14 protein-coding genes are annotated in these 16928 nt (G+C 68.7%); 12 read left to right on the top strand and 2 right to left on the bottom strand.

Going from position 1 to position 16928, the window contains the following annotated elements; genetic code table 11:
• Positions 1-70 precede the first annotated feature (70 nt).
• Positions 71-601, top strand: a complete 531-nt coding sequence (locus ACN6M5_RS09355) for a SprT-like domain-containing protein (RefSeq protein ID WP_168690071.1) — start codon at positions 71-73, stop codon at positions 599-601.
• On the opposite strand, the gene ACN6M5_RS09350 is transcribed toward ACN6M5_RS09355, so the two are convergent.
• The gene (locus ACN6M5_RS09350; RefSeq protein ID WP_434949407.1) at positions 598-1245 is read right to left on the bottom strand and encodes a GNAT family N-acetyltransferase; all 648 of its coding nucleotides are present in this window, start codon (positions 1243-1245) and stop codon (positions 598-600) included. The genes ACN6M5_RS09355 and ACN6M5_RS09350 overlap by 4 nt on opposite strands.
• Positions 1246-1292: 47 nt before the next feature.
• On the opposite strand from ACN6M5_RS09350, the gene ACN6M5_RS09345 reads away from it, so the two are divergent.
• The 4 genes from ACN6M5_RS09345 (at position 1293) to ACN6M5_RS09330 (ending at position 4300) form a co-directional block, all read left to right on the top strand.
• Positions 1293-1919 carry a CGNR zinc finger domain-containing protein gene (locus ACN6M5_RS09345; RefSeq protein WP_434949406.1) on the top strand — a complete coding sequence of 209 codons (627 nt, stop codon included), beginning with the start codon at positions 1293-1295 and terminating at the stop codon, positions 1917-1919.
• A gap of 106 nt (positions 1920-2025) precedes the next feature.
• On the top strand, positions 2026-2787 hold the full coding sequence (locus ACN6M5_RS09340; protein WP_434949405.1) for a LamB/YcsF family protein: 762 nt from the start codon (positions 2026-2028) through the stop codon (positions 2785-2787).
• Positions 2784-3401, top strand: coding sequence for a 5-oxoprolinase subunit B family protein (locus ACN6M5_RS09335; protein ID WP_434949404.1), 618 nt, complete (start codon positions 2784-2786; stop codon positions 3399-3401). The genes ACN6M5_RS09340 and ACN6M5_RS09335 overlap by 4 nt, the downstream gene beginning before the upstream one ends.
• Positions 3398-4300, top strand: a complete 903-nt coding sequence (locus ACN6M5_RS09330; RefSeq protein ID WP_434949403.1) for a 5-oxoprolinase subunit C family protein — start codon at positions 3398-3400, stop codon at positions 4298-4300. Before ACN6M5_RS09335 ends, ACN6M5_RS09330 begins: the two co-directional genes overlap by 4 nt.
• Before the next feature lie 32 nt (positions 4301-4332).
• On the opposite strand, the gene ACN6M5_RS09325 is transcribed toward ACN6M5_RS09330, so the two are convergent.
• Entirely contained in the window at positions 4333-5247 is a 915-nt protein-coding gene (locus ACN6M5_RS09325; RefSeq protein WP_085368934.1) for a spermidine synthase, read from the bottom strand.
• A gap of 95 nt (positions 5248-5342) precedes the next feature.
• Here ACN6M5_RS09325 and ACN6M5_RS09320 point away from each other — a divergent pair, with 95 nt between their 5' ends.
• The 7 genes from ACN6M5_RS09320 (at position 5343) to ACN6M5_RS09290 (ending at position 16872) form a co-directional block, all read left to right on the top strand.
• Positions 5343-5897: a hypothetical protein gene (locus ACN6M5_RS09320; protein WP_434949402.1), complete on the top strand. Its 555-nt coding sequence runs from the start codon at positions 5343-5345 to the stop codon at positions 5895-5897.
• Entirely contained in the window at positions 5894-7042 is a 1149-nt protein-coding gene (locus tag ACN6M5_RS09315) for a sensor histidine kinase (protein ID WP_434949401.1), read from the top strand. The genes ACN6M5_RS09320 and ACN6M5_RS09315 overlap by 4 nt, the downstream gene beginning before the upstream one ends.
• Entirely contained in the window at positions 7039-7716 is a 678-nt protein-coding gene (locus ACN6M5_RS09310) for a response regulator (RefSeq protein WP_434949400.1), read from the top strand. Before ACN6M5_RS09315 ends, ACN6M5_RS09310 begins: the two co-directional genes overlap by 4 nt.
• Positions 7717-7798: 82 nt before the next feature.
• Positions 7799-8824 carry an SDR family oxidoreductase gene (locus ACN6M5_RS09305; protein ID WP_434949399.1) on the top strand — a complete coding sequence of 342 codons (1026 nt, stop codon included), beginning with the start codon at positions 7799-7801 and terminating at the stop codon, positions 8822-8824.
• Between the two features lie 298 nt (positions 8825-9122).
• Entirely contained in the window at positions 9123-12620 is a 3498-nt protein-coding gene (gene rpoB / locus ACN6M5_RS09300) for a DNA-directed RNA polymerase subunit beta (RefSeq protein ID WP_085368842.1), read from the top strand.
• 44 nt (positions 12621-12664) lie between these two features.
• Positions 12665-16540, top strand: coding sequence for a DNA-directed RNA polymerase subunit beta' (locus ACN6M5_RS09295; protein ID WP_168690063.1), 3876 nt, complete (start codon positions 12665-12667; stop codon positions 16538-16540).
• Positions 16541-16641: 101 nt separating this feature from the next.
• The gene (locus ACN6M5_RS09290) at positions 16642-16872 is read left to right on the top strand and encodes a hypothetical protein (RefSeq protein WP_085368840.1); all 231 of its coding nucleotides are present in this window, start codon (positions 16642-16644) and stop codon (positions 16870-16872) included.
• Positions 16873-16928 lie beyond the last annotated feature (56 nt).

Raw genomic sequence — 16928 nt, 5'->3', positions numbered from 1 at the left:
GGGGAACGCGCGTAGGATTCTGATATGAGTTGTCCGGCTGTCGTGCGCATCCCCCTCTCGGTGGGCGCTGATGGCTGATCTCGAGCGGGTCAGGCGCTGGGCGAACGCGCTGATCGCTCTGCATCTCGACCCCGCCGTGTGGACGTTCGACTTCGACAACGCGAAGACCAGGGCCGGGCTCTGCAACTACACGGCCAAGCGCATCACGGTCTCCCGCTATCTGGCGGCGCGGTACGACGACGACGAGATCCACCAGATCCTCCTGCACGAGGTCGCGCACGCCCTCGCCGGCTCCCGCGCCGGTCACGGACCGCGCTGGCGCTCCACCGCGATCGACCTCGGCTACGAGGGCAAACGCCTGCACGGCGGCGCGATCGCCGACGACCTCGCGCCGTGGGTCGGCACCTGCCCGCGCGGCCACACGCACTACCGATACCGCAAGCCCGCCAGAGCGCTCGCCTGCGGAGCGTGCTCGCGCCGCTTCGACGCGGCGAACCTCATCTCGTGGCAGCACAGAGAGGTCTCCCCTGCACAGCGCAGGATGGCGGCGTCGGCCGCGAGCGAGCAAGGGATGAGCAGCGAGCTGCCCGGGCGCGCTTAGCGGTCTGTGCCGGTGCCGGTAGCTGTGCCCGTGCCTGCGCCCGCTCCCGCGAGCCGCGCATCCAGTCCGGCCCGCACCTCCGGCCATTCCTCGCGCAGGATCGAGAACACGGCGGTGTCCCGCCAGGTTCCGTCCGCGCGACGCTGCATGTGGCGCAGGATCCCCTCCGGCTTCGCGCCGAGGCGTGCGATCGCCGCTCGCGAGCGCGTGTTGAGCACGTCGGCCTGCAGTTTGACCCGCTCGAAGCCGTTGTCGAAGGCGGCGCCGAGCAGGAGGCGCTTGGTCTCGGCGTTGACGAGGGTGCCCCAGACCTCCGGGGCGTACGCGGTCCAGCCGATGTGCGCCGATTCGTTGACGAGGTCGAAGTCGCCGAGCGTGGTTGTCCCGACCACCCGGTCGCCGTCCTGGCGCAGGCAGACGACGGTCACGTTGCCTGCGCCCCACTGCAGGTAGTTCGAGATGAACTCGTGCCACTCCTCGTAGGTGTCCCGGTATGCGGCAGGGCCGCCTCCCCAGCCTCCGGCGAACACCTCTGGATGCCCGATGGCGTCGAAGAGGTCCGGCAGGTCTTCGCGCGTCAGCGGGCGGAGGCGCACGATGCTGCCGTCGATGATGTGCGTGGGGTCGGGGCGGGTGGCGGCCATCCGCTCAGTATCGCATCCGGGGTACAGTAACCGACTATATTGGTTACATGGCGATCGAAGCGATACTCACCGGCGGCACGGGTCAGTGGATGGATTCCTCCGACGGCCAGCACTTCTGGTTCGACTCCGGATCGCTCGCGCTCGACTTCTCGTACACCGGCGGACTCGACCGGGACGGCGGCGAATGGCAGACAGTCCATGATGCCAAAGAACTGAACGACTGGCTGACCACCCGCTTCCCCGAGGTCGCTCCGACCGCGGGTGACCGGGAGTTCCGGGATGCGTCGGCGCTCGGCTCCGCGATCGGCCGCCTCGCCAGGCAGCAAAGCGGCAGAGCGGCGCTCGGCCCCGACGACGTCGACGTGGTCAACCTGTTCGCGGCGACCCCGGACATCCCTCCCGTGCTGGCGGGAGGCGGCCGTCAGGCGGGCAGGACCAACGCGCGGCCGCACCAGGCGCTCAGCACGATCGCCCGGGATGCGGTCCGGCTGTTCTCCGCCGAGGCGGACGGCCGCATCCGGGAGTGCTCCGCCGACGACTGCGACCTCGTCTACCTCGACACCTCGCGGTCCGGCAACCGCCGCTGGTGCTCGATGCAGCGTTGCGGCAACCGCGCCAAGGTCCGCGCCCACCGCGCCCGCGCCGCCGCCTCCACCCCGCCCGCCCCCGCCTGACCCAAACAATCGAGTCCGAAGTTGTTCACGCGACACGCCGGTGTGGGGCGTGAACAACTTCGGACTCGATGGCTGCGCAACCCGACCACCCCGGCACAATGGAGGGGTGGAACGTTCGATCGACCTCAACAGCGACCTCGGCGAGTCGTTCGGCGCCTGGCGGATGGGCGACGACGCCGCCATGCTGCGACTGGTGTCGAGCGCCAACGTGGCGTGCGGGTTCCACGCGGGCGACGCATCCATGATGCTGGCCACCTGCCGCCTCGCCGCCGAGCAGGGCGTCGCCGTCGGTGCACACGTCTCCTACCGGGACCTCGCCGGGTTCGGCCGCCGCAGCATGGAGGTGGAACCCGGCACTCTGCACGACGAGACGCTCTACCAGCTCGCCGCGCTGAGCGGCATCGCCTGTGTCGCCGGAACGCGCGTCTCGTACGTGAAGCCGCACGGCGCCCTCTACAATCGCATCGTCACCGACCGGGAGCAGGCGCGCGCCGTCGCGAGCGCGGTCGCCGCTTTCGACCCGTCCCTCCCGATCCTCGGTCTCGCCGGCTCCGCCATCGCGGAGGCGGCACGGGATGCCGGACTCCGCTTCGTCAACGAGGCGTTCGTCGACCGCGCCTACCGCGCCGACGGCACCCTGGTGCCGCGCACCGAGCCGGGCGCCGTCCTCTCCAGAGACGCCGCCATCGCGGAGCGCGCCGTGCGCCTCGCGCTCGACGGCCGCGTCGTCGCCGCAGACGGCACGGACATCGAGGTGCGCGTCGACTCACTCTGCGTGCACGGCGACACCCCGGGCGCCGTCGCGATGGCCGCCGCCGTCCGGGCCGCACTCACCGACGCTGGCGTGCGCGTGGAGGCGTGGAGATGACCGTGCGCGTGCTCCCGAACGGTGACAGTGCCCTGCTGGCCGAGCTCGACGACCTGGATGGGGTGCTCGCCCTCTATGGCACGCTCGAGCGCACGCGCCCGGCCGGGGTCGTCGAACTGGTGCCGGCAGCGCGCACGATCGGCGTCGCCGTCGATCCGGCCGTGCTGCCGCTGAGCGTCGCGGCGAACTGGCTGGCGCACGCCGTCCCCGAGCAACAGGCCACAGGCGACCGGAGCGCCGTCGAGCTTCCCGTGCGGTACGACGGCGATGACCTGGCCGAGGTCGCCGCCCTGCTCGGGATGCGCCCCGCCGAGGTCGTCGCGCTGCACACCGGCTCCACCTGGCGGGTCGCGTTCTGCGGCTTCGCGCCCGGTTTCGGCTATCTGGTCACCGACCACGACCGCCTCGTGGTGCCCCGCCGTGCGACCCCGCGCACAGCGGTCCCCGCCGGCGCCGTCGGCCTGGCCGGCGAGTTCAGCGGCGTGTACCCGCGGTCGAGTCCCGGCGGCTGGCAGCTGATCGGCAGCACCGCCGCGACCGTCTGGGATGCGGCCTCCGAGACTCCGGCGCTCCTCTCGCCCGGCACGGTCGTCCGGTTCGTGGAGGCGCCGTGAGCATCGTCGTCATCGAGCCGGGTCCGCTCACCGTCGTCCAGGACAGGGGACGGCCTGGGCTCTCGCACCTGGGCGTCAGCCCGTCCGGCGCGCTCGACAGGGCAGCGCTGTCGCTCGGCAACCGCCTGCTCGGCAACGACGCTGGATGCGCCGGCCTGGAAATCCTGTTCGGCGGCTTCACCGCCCGGTTCGACGCACCGGCCTGGTTCGCGGTGACCGGCGCAGCCGGGCCGATCACGCTCGACGGCGTGCCCGTCGATCCGCACCTCGCGCAGCACGCGGACGCCGGTGCCGTGCTGCGGATCGCCCCGCCGGCGGCCGGTGCGCGCAGCTATCTCGCCGTCCGCGGCGGCGTCATCGCCGAGCCGGTGCTCGGGTCGCGCTCCACCGACCTGCTCTCAGCGCTCGGGCCCGCGCCCGTCCTGGCGGGGGACGTGCTGCCGGTGGGCGAGCATCCACGAGCCGAGGTGCCCCTGCTCGACTTCGTGCCCGTCGCGGAGCCGGTGGCGGGCGTGGTGGAGGTGCGCGCCCATCCCGGCCCCCGCGCCGACTGGTTCACGGCGGAGGCCATCGACGCGTTCTACACCGCGGAGTGGCGGCTGAGCGCGGCGAGCAACCGGGTCGGCGCGCGGCTCGACCCTCCGCGTCGCCCGGCGCACGCCGCCGGGGTCGATGCGCATCCCGTGCCGCTGCTGGAACGGTCGAACCCCGCGGAGCTGCCGAGCGAGCCGATGGTCGCAGGCTCCGTGCAGGTCTCACCGGACGGCAGGCCGACCGTGCTGCTCGCCGACCATCCCGTCACGGGCGGCTATCCGGTGATCGCCGTCGTCGCCGACGCCTCGCTCGACGCCTTCGCGCAGCTGCGGCCCGGCCAGGCCGTCACCTTCCGGCACGCCTGACGCGTCGGGCGGCGGCGGTCGGGCGGCCGCCGTCAGTCGCGCCGCGTCCCCGTCTGGAAGATGCTGCGCGCAGGGGGAGGGGACGGCACGCTCGTCGCATCCGTGACGATCGGCGCCTTCCCGGCGAACGTCTTCAGCTCGGCCCCGGCCACCGCCTTGGCCGGATGCGGCCCGCTCGCCAGCAGGCGCGGCAGCCAGTCGAGGGGCAGGGAGGCGTTCGAGCCCACCAGCACCACGTTGCCGAACCGCCGCCCCTTGAGCACCTGCGTCTCGGCCAGCGCCGCGACGTTCTCCACCACGGCGCCGAGCGTCGCGATCTGACTGCGGGCGAACGACAGCGGGGGACCGTCAGCGACGTTCACCAGCACGATCCCGTCCGGGGCGAGCAGGGAGACGGCCGAGCGGTAGAACTCCACACTCGTCACGTGTGCGGGCGTGCGGGCGCCGCTGAAGATGTCGATGACCAGCAGGTCGACGGACCCGCGCAGCCCGGCGGGCAGCTTGCCGACCACCTCGCGGGCGTCCCCGTGCCGGATGCGCACCTGCGCATAGCGGGGGAGCGGCAGGTTCTCGCGCACCAGGTCGACGAGGTTGCTCTCCAGCTCCACCACCTGCTGGCGGGAACCCGGCCGGGTGTGCGCGATGTAACGCGGCAGCGTCAGCGCCCCGGCGCCCAGGTGCACGGCGGTGATCGGCTCGCCAGGATCGCCGATGAGGTCGATGACGTTCCCCATCCGCTGGACGTACTCGAAGAACAGTTGGGAGGGGTCGTCGAGGTTCACGTGCGACTGGGGTGTGCCGTCGACCACGAGCTGGTACGAACCCGGCACGAACCTGTCCGGTTCGATCGTCGCGAGGTAACCGCTCTCCTTGAGCACGACGGACGGGTTCTCTGGCACGGCATCCACCCTAGTCGCGCCCGCCGCCCGCCTGATCTCCACCCGCATCTCCACCCAGGGGCGGTGCCGGATGCGCGGCCCGCGCAGCACGCTGGAACAGTGCCGGGAACCTCCCGGCGCCACACGCTCACGAAAGGCCGGTCATGACCATCCAAATGCTCGGAAACGCTCTTCTCATCGTCGCGGCGATCGGCTGGATCGGCTTCCGGCAGATGACCTGGCGGCCCGTCTCGCTCGGCCGCATGTGGCGGGGCCCCGCGATCTTCGGCATCATCGGCCTCGTCCTCATCGCGCAGACCACCAAGCCCGCCGCGCTCACCGCCCTCGACATCGGCGTCCTCGTCGTCGAGCTCGCGATCTCGCTCGGCATCGGAGCGTGGATGGGGGCGATCGCCCACTTCCGGCTGCTGCCGGAGCCGATCGACATCGGCAAGGACCGCAGGGACGTGGCGACCTACGAGTCGCGCACGGGTGCGTGGGGGCTCGCGCTCTGGGTGCTCGTGTTCGTCGTCCGCGTCGGCATCGACGTGCTGGCCGGGATGGCCGGATCGCACCTGGCGGCGTCCACCGGCGTCATCCTGCTCATGCTCGCGGCCAACCGGGCGGCGCGCACCGCGGTGTTCGCCCAGCGGCTCGGCCGCCACGCTGCGGCCACCGTCAACGCCGCGGACCCGAATCGCAGCATGATGGGATCGTGAACCCGCCCAGACAGCAGAGCCCGCTGGCCTTCGCGCTGAACCTCGTCGGCGCGCTGGCCATCGGGTTCTCGCTGATCGTCTCGCACTCGGCGGAGCGGCCGGTCTGGGTGCTGGTCCTCGCTCTGATCGCGGACGCCGCCTGGGTGGCCCGCGGCGCCATCGCGCTCGCGGGCGTCCGCGCAGGGGAGACGGCGCTTCTGGTCGTCGCCGCTGTCGCCGGCGGACTCGTCGCAGCACCGTCCGACGGGCTCTCCGTCGTCCCGGCCGCCATCGCCGTGCTCGCCACGGTCGGCGCTCCACGCCGGCCGGTGCTGGAGGGATTCGGTCTGGCCGTGGTGACACTGGCGCTCGTCGCCGCCGGTGCGGTGCCGTTCGGAACGAGTGTCGGCGCCGTGCTCGCCATGATGGGCGGCGTGGTGCTCGCGGTGTTCGCCGGGCTCAGCCGCCGCCAGTTCCGCCAGTCGGAGGAGCAGGCGGCGCTGCTGCAGGAGCGCGAACGCGAGATGCGCGAGGAGGCGGCCCGCGTCGCCATCGCCCGTGACCTGCACGACGTGCTCGCGCACAGCCTCGGCGGTCTGGTCATCCAGCTGGACGCGGTCGAAGCCCTCCTCGAAGCGGGGGACACCGCGGCCGCGACCGCCAGGGTGACCGACGCGCGTGCGCTCGCCGCGAGCGGGCTGAGCGAGGCCAGGCGCGCGGTCGCCGCGCTGCGCGATCCAGCGGGGAGCGGCGCATCCGGGATGGTCGTCGAGCCAGCGGCCTTCGCGGCGGCGGTCGACGACCTGCTCGCCGCCCACCGCTCCCTCGGCGGCGTGGTCGACTTCACCACCCACGGCGAGCCGGCCGAGCTCACCGCCGCGCAGGGCGCCGCACTGCAGCGCGCCCTGCAGGAATCGCTGAGCAACGCGCGCAAGCACGCGCAGGGCGAGCCGGTGCGCGCCGACATCGACTGGCAGAGTGGTCGCGTGCGCCTCACCGTCTCCAACCCGCTCTCCGACGACGTCGGCGAGCTCGCGGCGACCGGAGGAGGGCACGGCCTCGACGGGATGCGCGAACGCGTCGCCGCCCTCCCGCTCGGTGGTGCTGCGACGGCCGGCGTCGTCGGCGACCGCTTCACCGTGACCGTGGAGGCGAGGCTCTCATGACCGACGAACCCCGGATCCGCGTCGTCGTCGCGGACGACCAGGCCATCATCCGCGACGGCCTCGTCACCGTGCTCGGCCTGCTGCCGGACATCGAGGTGGTCGGCGCTGCGGAGGACGGGGAGCGTGCGGTCGCGCTCGCCGTGGCCGAGCATCCGGATGTGGTGCTGATGGACCTGCGCATGCCCGGTGTCGACGGGGTCGCCGCCACGGAGCGGATCGTGAGCGAGGTGCCGGGAACGGCGATCCTGGTGCTCACCACGTACGCCGACGACGAGTCGATCCTCGGCGCCCTGCGCGCTGGAGCCCGCGGCTACCTCACCAAGGACGCGGGCCGCGCGGAGCTCGCGGCCGCCGTGCGGGCCGTCGCCCGCGGCCAGTCGACGTTCGCGCCCGAGGTGGGGGCCCTCCTCGTCAACAGCCTGACCGGCTCCGGGAAGCAGCAGCAGGCCCAGCAACAGGCAGAGACCCCCGCCGCATCCCTCTCCTCCCGCTTCCCCTCCCTCACCCGGCGGGAGGCGGACGTGCTGGCGCTCGTCGCCGACGGCCTCAGCAACGGGGAGATCGCGGCCACCCTGTTCGTCAGCGTCGCCACGGTCAAGACGCACATCAACGCCATCTTCGCCAAGCTCGCCGTGCGCGACCGCGCTCAGGCCATCGCCCTCGTCCGTTCCTGAGTCCTGAGTCCTGAGTCCTGAGTCCTGAGTCCTGAGTCCTGGGTCCTGGAGCAGCCACCGGTTCTGGGGGAGGATGGGCCGCATGACACAACGAGTGCTCGTCACCGGAGGCTCCGGCTTCGTCGGCGCCGCCTGCGTGCTGCAGGCACTGCAGGCCGGATACGAGGTGCGCACGACCATCCGCACGCCGGCTCGTGCCGCCGACGTCCGCTCGCAACTCGTCGCGGGCGGCCTGGAGGATGCGGGAGGCGACAGGCTGACCTTCGCCGTCGCCGACCTCACCGCCGACGCCGGCTGGGCGGAGGCCGTCGCCGGCTGCGACGTCGTGCTGCACGTCGCCTCCCCGTTCCCGGCGACGCAGCCCAAGGACGAGAACGAGCTCATCGTGCCTGCCCGCGACGGCGCCCTCCGCGTGCTGCGTGCCGCACGGGATGCCGGCGTGCAGCGGGTCGTGCTCACCTCCTCGTTCGCCGCGATCGGCTACGGCCACCCGCCGACGGACCGCCCGTTCACCGAGGACGACTGGACAGACCTCGACAGCGGCGTCCCCGTCAGCGCGTACGTGAAGTCCAAGACGCTCGCCGAGCGCGCCGCCTGGGATTTCGTCCAGCGCGAGGGAGGCGGGCTCGAACTGGCGACCGTCAACCCGGTCGGCATTCTCGGTCCCGTGCTCGGCCACGACTACTCCAGCTCGGTGCAGCTGATCAAGGCTGTTCGGGATGGGCGGCTCCCTCGCCTGCCGAACGTCAGCTTCGGCATCGTCGACGTGCGCGACGTCGCGGCGCTGCACCTGCTCGCAATGACCAGGCAGGAGGCGGCCGGTCAGCGCTTCCTCGCCATCTCGGGCGACGTGATGAGCGCCCAGGAGGTCGCCCTGCTCATCCGGGGCCACCTCGGAGAAGGGGGAGCCCGCATCACGACCAAGACGATGCCGGACTGGGTGCTCAAAGCGCTCGCGCCGTTCAGCCGCACCGTGCGGGGGTCGCTCCCGGACGTCGGCGTGGTGCGCCGGGCGTCCGCTGCCAAGGCGGAACGGGTGCTCGGCTGGTCTCCGCGGTCGCACGAAGAGGCGATTCTGGCGACGGTCGACTCGCTTCCGACGGGCTAGATCCGCGTCGTTCCGCGGAAATATCGGAGAGCCTTCGCGGGTTATACCGCAAGGATGCGCGTCGGGTCAAGAAAAGAGTGGACACGGCGCGTCCATTTGACATATAGTTGTCTTTTGCGCTCCCAGACAAACATCTGCCTTCATATTGCGGTCGGCCTTGCTTATCTTCCGTGCGCGCCTGGGCCTGGTTCACAGGTCAGATGGGCGCCAGCACGATCCCCTGGGAGTTCTCGTCCATACAGTACACACACTGACAGACAGTAACTGAGGCCCGACGGGGCCCACGGAGGTTATTTCCTTGGCTGCTGCGCGCAACGCAACCAACACTGACAAGACACCCAAGAACGGACGAAACGCATCTCGTCTCTCGTTCGCAAAGATCACTGACACCCTCACCGTTCCGGATCTGCTCGCACTGCAGACCGAGAGCTTCGACTGGCTGGTCGGAAACGACGCGTGGAAGGCTCGCGTCGCCGAAGCCCAGGAGCAGGGTCGACAGGATCTGCCGAGCAACACCGGTCTCGAGGAGATCTTCGAGGAGATCTCTCCCATCGAAGACCTCGGTGAGACGATGCAGCTCTCCTTCACCAACCCCTTCCTCGAAGAGAAGAAGTACTCGATCGACGAGTGCAAGGAGAAGGGTAAGACCTACTCCGCTCCTCTCTACGTCGAAGCCGAGTTCATGAATCACCTCACCGGTGAGATCAAGACGCAGACCGTCTTCATGGGCGACTTCCCCCTGATGACCGAGAAGGGCACCTTCGTCATCAACGGCACCGAGCGTGTCGTCGTGTCGCAGCTCGTCCGCAGCCCCGGCGTCTACTTCGAGCGCACGCCAGAGAAGACGTCCGACAAGGACATCTACTCTGCACGCGTCATCCCGAGCCGTGGTGCATGGCTCGAGTTCGAGATCGACAAGCGCGACCAGGTCGGTGTCCGCATCGACCGCAAGCGCAAGCAGTCGGTCACGGTGTTCCTCAAGGCCCTCGGCCTCACCTCCGAGGAGATCCTCTCGGAGTTCGCCGGGTACCAGTCGATCGAGCTCACGCTCGAGAAGGACGCCATCCTCACCAAGGAGGAGGCGCTCAAGGACATCTACCGCAAGCTGCGTCCGGGCGAGCAGGTCGCTGCCGAGGCTGCGCGTGCGCTCCTCGACAACTTCTACTTCAACCCGAAGCGCTACGACCTCGCGAAGGTCGGCCGTTACAAGATCAACCGCAAGCTCGGGCTCGACGCCCCGCTCAGCGACTCCGTGCTGACCGTCCAGGACATCCTGGCCACGATCAAGTACCTCGTCGCGCTGCACGACGGCCGCACCACCTTCAACGGCGTCCGCAACGGTGAGCCGGTCGAGATCCGTCTCGACGTCGACGACATCGACCACTTCGGCAACCGTCGCATCCGCGCCGTCGGCGAGCTCATCCAGAACCAGGTCCGCACGGGTCTGTCCCGCATGGAGCGCGTCGTCCGCGAGCGCATGACCACGCAGGACATCGAGGCCATCACGCCGCAGACCCTGATCAACGTGCGCCCCGTCGTCGCCGCGATCAAGGAGTTCTTCGGAACGAGCCAGCTGTCGCAGTTCATGGACCAGAACAACCCGCTCGCGGGTCTGACCCACAAGCGCCGCCTCTCGGCCCTCGGCCCCGGTGGTCTGAGCCGCGAGCGCGCCGGCGTCGAGGTCCGTGACGTCCACCCGTCGCACTACGGCCGCATGTGCCCGATCGAGACCCCGGAAGGCCCGAACATCGGCCTGATCGGTTCGCTCGCATCGTTCGCGCGGATCAACTCGTTCGGTTTCATCGAGACGCCGTACCGCAAGGTCGTCGGCGGCAAGGTCACCGACCAGATCGACTACCTCACGGCGAGCGAGGAGGACGACTACATCGTCGCCCAGGCCAACGCTCCGCTGACCGCTGACAGCCACTTCGCGGAAGACCGCGTCCTGGCACGTCAGAAGGGTGGAGAGGTCGACCTGATCCCCGCAGACGAGATCGGCTACATGGATGTGTCGCCGCGCCAGATGGTTTCCGTCGCGACCTCGCTCATCCCGTTCCTCGAGCACGACGACGCGAACCGCGCCCTCATGGGTGCGAACATGCAGCGTCAGGCTGTGCCGCTCGTGCGTTCGGAGAGCCCGCTCGTCGGAACCGGTATGGAGGGCTACGCGGCCATCGACGCCGGTGACGTGCTCATCAACGACAAGGCCGGAGTCGTGTCGGAGGTGTCGGCTGACGCCGTCACCATCCAGCTCGATGAGGGCGGCACGAAGACCTACTACCTGCGCAAGTTCGACCGCTCCAACCAGGGCACGTCGTACAACCACCGCGTCATCGTCTCCGAGGGCGACAGGATCGAAGCAGGCGAGGTCATCGCCGACGGTCCAGCCACCGAGAACGGTGAGCTGGCGCTCGGCAAGAACCTGCTCGTCGCGTTCATGCCGTGGGAGGGTCACAACTACGAGGACGCGATCATCCTCAGCCAGAACCTGGTGAAGGACGACACCCTCTCCTCGATCCACATCGAGGAGTACGAGGTCGACGCCCGCGACACCAAGCTGGGCAAGGAAGAGATCACCCGCGACCTGCCGAACGTCAGCCCGGACCTCCTGGCCGACCTCGACGAGCGCGGCATCATCCGCATCGGCGCCGAGGTTCGTCCCGGCGACATCCTGGTCGGAAAGGTCACGCCGAAGGGCGAGACCGAGCTCTCGGCCGAGGAGCGTCTGCTCCGCGCGATCTTCAACGAGAAGAGCCGCGAGGTGCGCGACACGTCGCTCAAGGTTCCCCACGGTGAAGAGGGCACGATCATCGGTGTCAAGGTCTTCGACTCGCAGGACGGCGACGACGAGCTCGGCTCCGGCGTCAACCAGCGTGTCGTGGTCTACATCGCCCAGAAGCGCAAGATCACCGCTGGTGACAAGCTCGCCGGCCGTCACGGCAACAAGGGTGTCATCTCCAAGATCCTGCCGGTCGAGGACATGCCGTTCCTCGCGGACGGAACCCCGGTCGACGTCATCCTCAACCCGCTGGGTGTCCCCGGTCGAATGAACTTCGGTCAGGTCCTCGAGATCCACCTCGGCTGGATCGCGAAGAACGGCTGGGAGGTCAAGGGCAAGCCGAAGTGGGCTGCAGAGCTCCCTGAGGCTGCGTTCTCCGCCGCCCCGAACACCAAGGTCGCCACTCCGGTGTTCGACGGTGCCAAGGAGGAGGAGATCGCCGGTCTGCTCGACTCGACCACCGTCACCCGCGACGGCGACCGGCTCATCGGCGGCTCCGGCAAGACCCAGCTGTTCGACGGCCGCTCCGGCGAGCCGTACCCTGACCCCGTTTCGGTCGGCTACATGTACATCCTGAAGCTGCACCACCTGGTCGACGACAAGATCCACGCGCGTTCGACCGGACCGTACTCGATGATCACCCAGCAGCCGCTCGGTGGTAAGGCGCAGTTCGGTGGACAGCGATTCGGTGAGATGGAGGTGTGGGCGCTCGAGGCATACGGTGCCGCGTACGCCCTGCAGGAGCTCCTGACCATCAAGTCGGATGACATCCTCGGTCGCGTCAAGGTCTACGAGGCAATCGTCAAGGGCGAGAACATCCAGGAGCCGGGCATCCCGGAGTCCTTCAAGGTCCTCATCAAGGAGATGCAGTCGCTGTGCCTGAACGTCGAGGTGCTCTCGGCCGACGGCCAGCAGGTCAGCCTGCGCGACGCGGACGACGAAGCGTTCCGCGCTGCGGAAGAGCTCGGCATCAACATCTCCTCGCGCTTCGAGTCGTCGTCGATCGACGAGATCTAAGCCGCCAGACCTACTGACACACTTTTTCCAGGAAAGAAGGAAAATTGATCGACGCAACAACGTTCGATGAACTGCGTATCGGCCTGGCCACTGCTGACGACATCCGTCGTTGGTCGTACGGCGAGGTCAAGAAGCCCGAGACCATCAACTACCGCACGCTGAAGCCCGAGAAGGACGGCCTCTTCGGAGAGCAGATCTTCGGGCCGAGCCGTGACTGGGAGTGCTCGTGCGGTAAGTACAAGCGCGTGCGCTTCAAGGGCATCGTCTGTGAGCGCTGTGGCGTGGAGGTCACCAAGTCCTCCGTCCGCCGCGAGCGTATGGGCCACATCGAGCTCGCTGCTCCCGTGACCCACATCTGGTACTTCAAGGGTGTTCCCTCGCGCCTCGGCTACCTGCTCGACATGGCGCCGAAGGACCTCGAGAAGGTCATCTACTTCGCCGCATACATGGTGATCGAGGTCGACGAAGAGGGCCGTCACGCCGACATGCCCGGCCTTGAGAACGAGCTCCGTCTCGAGATCAAGACCCTGTCCGACCAGCGCGACAGCCGCATCGCGGACCGTCTGCAGCGCCTGGAGACCGACCTCGCCGCACTGGAGGAGGAAGGCGCCAAGGCCGACCAGAAGCGTCGCGTCAAGGACACGGCCGAGAAGGAAATGGGCCAGATCCGCAAGTCCTACGACGAGGACATCGCCCGTCTCGAGCGCGTGTGGGAGTCCTTCCGCACCCTCAAGGTCGGCGACCTCAAGCCGGAGGACGCGGACTTCAACGAGCTGGTCGACCGCTTCGGGCTGTACTTCGAGGCGTACATGGGAGCCGAGGCGATCAAGCGTCGCCTGCTCGCGTTCGACCTGGCCGCTGAGGCCGAGCTGCTCCGCGACCAGATCGCGAACGGCAAGGGACAGAAGAAGATCCGCGCGATCAAGCGTCTGCGCGTCGTCTCCTCATTCCTCGCCACGGGCAACTCGCCTGCTGCGATGGTCCTGGATGTCGTCCCGGTCATCCCGCCGGAGCTGCGCCCGATGGTGCAGCTCGACGGTGGCCGCTTCGCGACCAGCGACCTGAACGACCTGTACCGCCGCGTGATCAACCGCAACAACCGTCTGCGTCGTCTGCTCGACCTCGGGGCTCCCGAGATCATCGTGAACAACGAGAAGCGGATGCTGCAGGAGGCCGTCGACGCACTGTTCGACAACGGCCGCCGCGGTCGTCCCGTCACCGGCACCGGCAACCGTGCCCTCAAGTCCCTCAGCGACATGCTGAAGGGCAAGCAGGGTCGTTTCCGTCAGAACCTGCTCGGAAAGCGCGTCGACTACTCCGGCCGTTCGGTCATCATCGTCGGCCCGCAGCTCAAGCTGCACCAGTGTGGTCTGCCCAAGCAGATGGCGCTGGAGCTGTTCAAGCCGTTCGTGATCAAGCGCCTGATCGACCTGAGCCACGCTCAGAACATCAAGGCGGCCAAGCGCATGGTCGAGCGTTCGCGTCCGCAGGTCTGGGACGTGCTCGAGGAGATCATCCGCGAGCGCCCCGTGCTGCTGAACCGTGCACCTACCCTGCACCGTCTCGGCATCCAGGCGTTCGAGCCTCAGCTCGTCGAGGGCAAGGCCATCCAGCTGCACCCGCTCGTGTGCGCCGCGTTCAACGCGGACTTCGACGGCGACCAGATGGCTGTCCACCTGCCGCTGTCGGTCGAGGCTCAGGCCGAGGCCCGCATCCTGATGCTCGCGTCGAACAACATCCTGAAGCCGTCGGACGGCCGTCCGGTCACCCTGCCTTCGCAGGACATGATCATCGGTCTGCACCACCTCACCACCGTGCGCGAAGGCGCCGAGGGCGAGGGGCGCGCGTTCTCGTCGGTCTCCGAGGCGATCCTCGCCAAGGACCAGGGTTCGCTGCACCTCAACGCCAAGGTCAAGATCCGTCTCGAGGACTACGTGCCCTCCGACGCGAACGAGACCGGCACCGAGGGTGTCACCGCCATCGTCGAGACGACCCTCGGCCGCGCCCTCTTCAACGAGGCGCTGCCGGCGGACTACCCGTTCGTCGACGAGGTCGCTGACAAGGGCGTGATCTCCTCGATCGTCAATGCCCTCGCGGAGCGCTACCCGAAGGTGGAGGTCGCAGCTGCGCTGGACCGCATCAAGGACGCCGGTTTCTACTGGGCCACCCGGTCCGGTGTGACGGTGTCGCTGAGCGACATCCTGACGCCGCCGAACAAGCCGCAGATCGTTGCCGGCTACGAGAAGAAGGCCGCCAAGGTCACTGCCGAGTTCGAGAAGGGTCTCACGACCGACCTCGAGCGTCGTCAGGAACTGGTGAAGATCTGGACCGAAGCGACCAACGAGGTCGCAGAGGCCATGCGCGCCAACTTCCCGGCGGACAACACCATCAACCGCATGGTCACCTCCGGTGCCCGTGGTAACTGGCTGCAGGTGCGCAACATCGCCGGTATGCGTGGTCTGGTGAACAACCCGAAGGGTGAGATCATCCCCCGTCCGATCATTTCCTCGTACCGCGAGGGTCTGTCGGTGGCGGAGTACTTCATCGCGACGCACGGTGCCCGTAAGGGTCTGGCCGACACGGCTCTCCGTACGGCAGACTCCGGGTACCTGACGCGTCGTCTGGTGGACGTGTCGCAGGACGTCATCATCCGTGAGGACGACTGTGGCACGACCAAGGGTCTCGACCTTCCGATCGCCGAGGCCGGCGCCGACGGCGTGCTGGTGCGCGACGCGAACGTGGAGAACTCGGTGTTCGCCCGTACCCTCGCCGCCGACGCTGTCTCGCCGGAGGGAACCGTCGTGGCGAAGGCCGGTGACGACGTCGGAGACGTCCTCATCGACAAGCTGGTCGCCGCCGGTGTCACCGACATCAAGGTGCGCTCCGTGCTCACCTGTGAGTCGGCCGTCGGTGTGTGTGCAGCCTGCTACGGCCGCTCGCTCGCGACCGGAAAGCTCGTCGACATCGGAGAGGCCGTCGGCATCATCGCGGCCCAGTCGATCGGTGAGCCCGGAACCCAGCTGACCATGCGTACGTTCCACACCGGTGGTTCCGCATCCGCTGACGACATCACGCAGGGTCTTCCCCGCGTGCAGGAGCTGTTCGAGGCTCGTACCCCCAAGGGTGCTTCCCCGATCGCCGAGGCAGCAGGACGCATCACCATCGAGGACACGGAGCGCAGCCGCAAGGTCATCCTGACCCCGGACAACGGCGACGAGCCGCACGTCTACCCGGTGCTCAAGCGTTCGACCCTCCTCGTCGAGGACGGCCAGCACGTCGAGCTCGGAACGCAGATCATCGTCGGCGCCGTCGACCCGAAGGAAGTTCTTCGCGTCAAGGGTGTCCGTGAGGTGCAGAAGCACCTCGTCGGTGGTGTGCAGGGCGTCTACCGGTCGCAGGGTGTTCCGATCCACGACAAGCACATCGAGGTCATCGTCCGCCAGATGCTGCGCAAGGTCACCGTCGTCGAGCACGGCGACACCGACCTGCTGCCCGGCGAGCTGGTCGACCGCTCGAAGTACAACGAGGTCAACCGCGCCACTCTCACCGAGGGCAAGAAGACCGCGTCGGCTCGCCAGGAGGTCATGGGTATCACCAAGGCTTCCCTCGCGACCGAGTCGTGGCTGTCGGCCGCGTCCTTCCAGGAGACCACCCGCGTCCTGACGCAGGCGGCCATGGAGGGCAAGTCCGACCCGCTGATCGGCCTCAAGGAGAACGTCATCATCGGAAAGCTGATCCCGGCCGGTACCGGCCTGGCTCGCTACCGCAACGTGACGGTCGAGGCCACGGAAGAGGCGAAGGCGGAGCGGTACCCCAACCGCATCTTCGCCGACGACTCGGCCTTCAGCGAGAACGACCTGAGCTTCGTCGACTTCGACAGCTTCAGCTCGGACGACTACACCCCGGGAACGTACAACTAAGCGATTCCGTACGACGGACGGCCCCCGGTGCTTCGGCACCGGGGGCCGTCCTCGTTGCGGGGGTGGATGGCCGACCCAGCGGGATGCGCGACAATGGATGCATGTGGCGTCACCTCCTCGAATACACCGACTCGACCGGCCGCGCGATGGTCGGTGTCGCGGTGGCACTGCTGGTCGTCGCCGTGGGGAGCTTCCTGGTCGGGATCGTGCAGGCCACGACCGGCCATGCCGCGAGCACGCTGCCGTTCTGGATCACCACCATGGGTTCCGCGGTCGTCGCGGGCGTCCTCGTCTACCTCGCTTCGCGGCGCGCGGACATCCGTCGCCGCTGACCGTGGTCTGCCCCCCAGGTGTGTGGCACCTGTAGGTGGGAGTGGTGCGTGTGTGA

Origin of the sequence: Leifsonia araucanica, assembly GCF_051161895.1 — a bacterium.
GTDB lineage: Bacteria > Actinomycetota > Actinomycetes > Actinomycetales > Microbacteriaceae > Leifsonia.
Note: the sequence above shows the minus strand (reverse complement) of the source record. Positions and strands in the feature narration are given on the sequence as shown.

What these genes read in the sequence shown, in the direction of transcription:
- ACN6M5_RS09350 (WP_434949407.1), bottom strand. Translation starts at nt 1,245, where the DNA reads ATGGCCGCCACCCGCCCCGACCCCACGCACATCATCGACGGCAGCATC.
- ACN6M5_RS09325 (WP_085368934.1), bottom strand. Translation starts at nt 5,247, where the DNA reads ATGCGGGTGGAGATCAGGCGGGCGGCGGGCGCGACTAGGGTGGATGCC.
- ACN6M5_RS09310 (WP_434949400.1), top strand. Translation starts at nt 7,039, where the DNA reads ATGACCGACGAACCCCGGATCCGCGTCGTCGTCGCGGACGACCAGGCC.
- ACN6M5_RS09335 (WP_434949404.1), top strand. Translation starts at nt 2,784, where the DNA reads ATGACCGTGCGCGTGCTCCCGAACGGTGACAGTGCCCTGCTGGCCGAG.
- ACN6M5_RS09305 (WP_434949399.1), top strand. Translation starts at nt 7,799, where the DNA reads ATGACACAACGAGTGCTCGTCACCGGAGGCTCCGGCTTCGTCGGCGCC.
- ACN6M5_RS09290 (WP_085368840.1), top strand. Translation starts at nt 16,642, where the DNA reads ATGTGGCGTCACCTCCTCGAATACACCGACTCGACCGGCCGCGCGATG.
- ACN6M5_RS09320 (WP_434949402.1), top strand. Translation starts at nt 5,343, where the DNA reads ATGACCATCCAAATGCTCGGAAACGCTCTTCTCATCGTCGCGGCGATC.
- ACN6M5_RS09355 (WP_168690071.1), top strand. Translation starts at nt 71, where the DNA reads ATGGCTGATCTCGAGCGGGTCAGGCGCTGGGCGAACGCGCTGATCGCT.
- ACN6M5_RS09345 (WP_434949406.1), top strand. Translation starts at nt 1,293, where the DNA reads ATGGCGATCGAAGCGATACTCACCGGCGGCACGGGTCAGTGGATGGAT.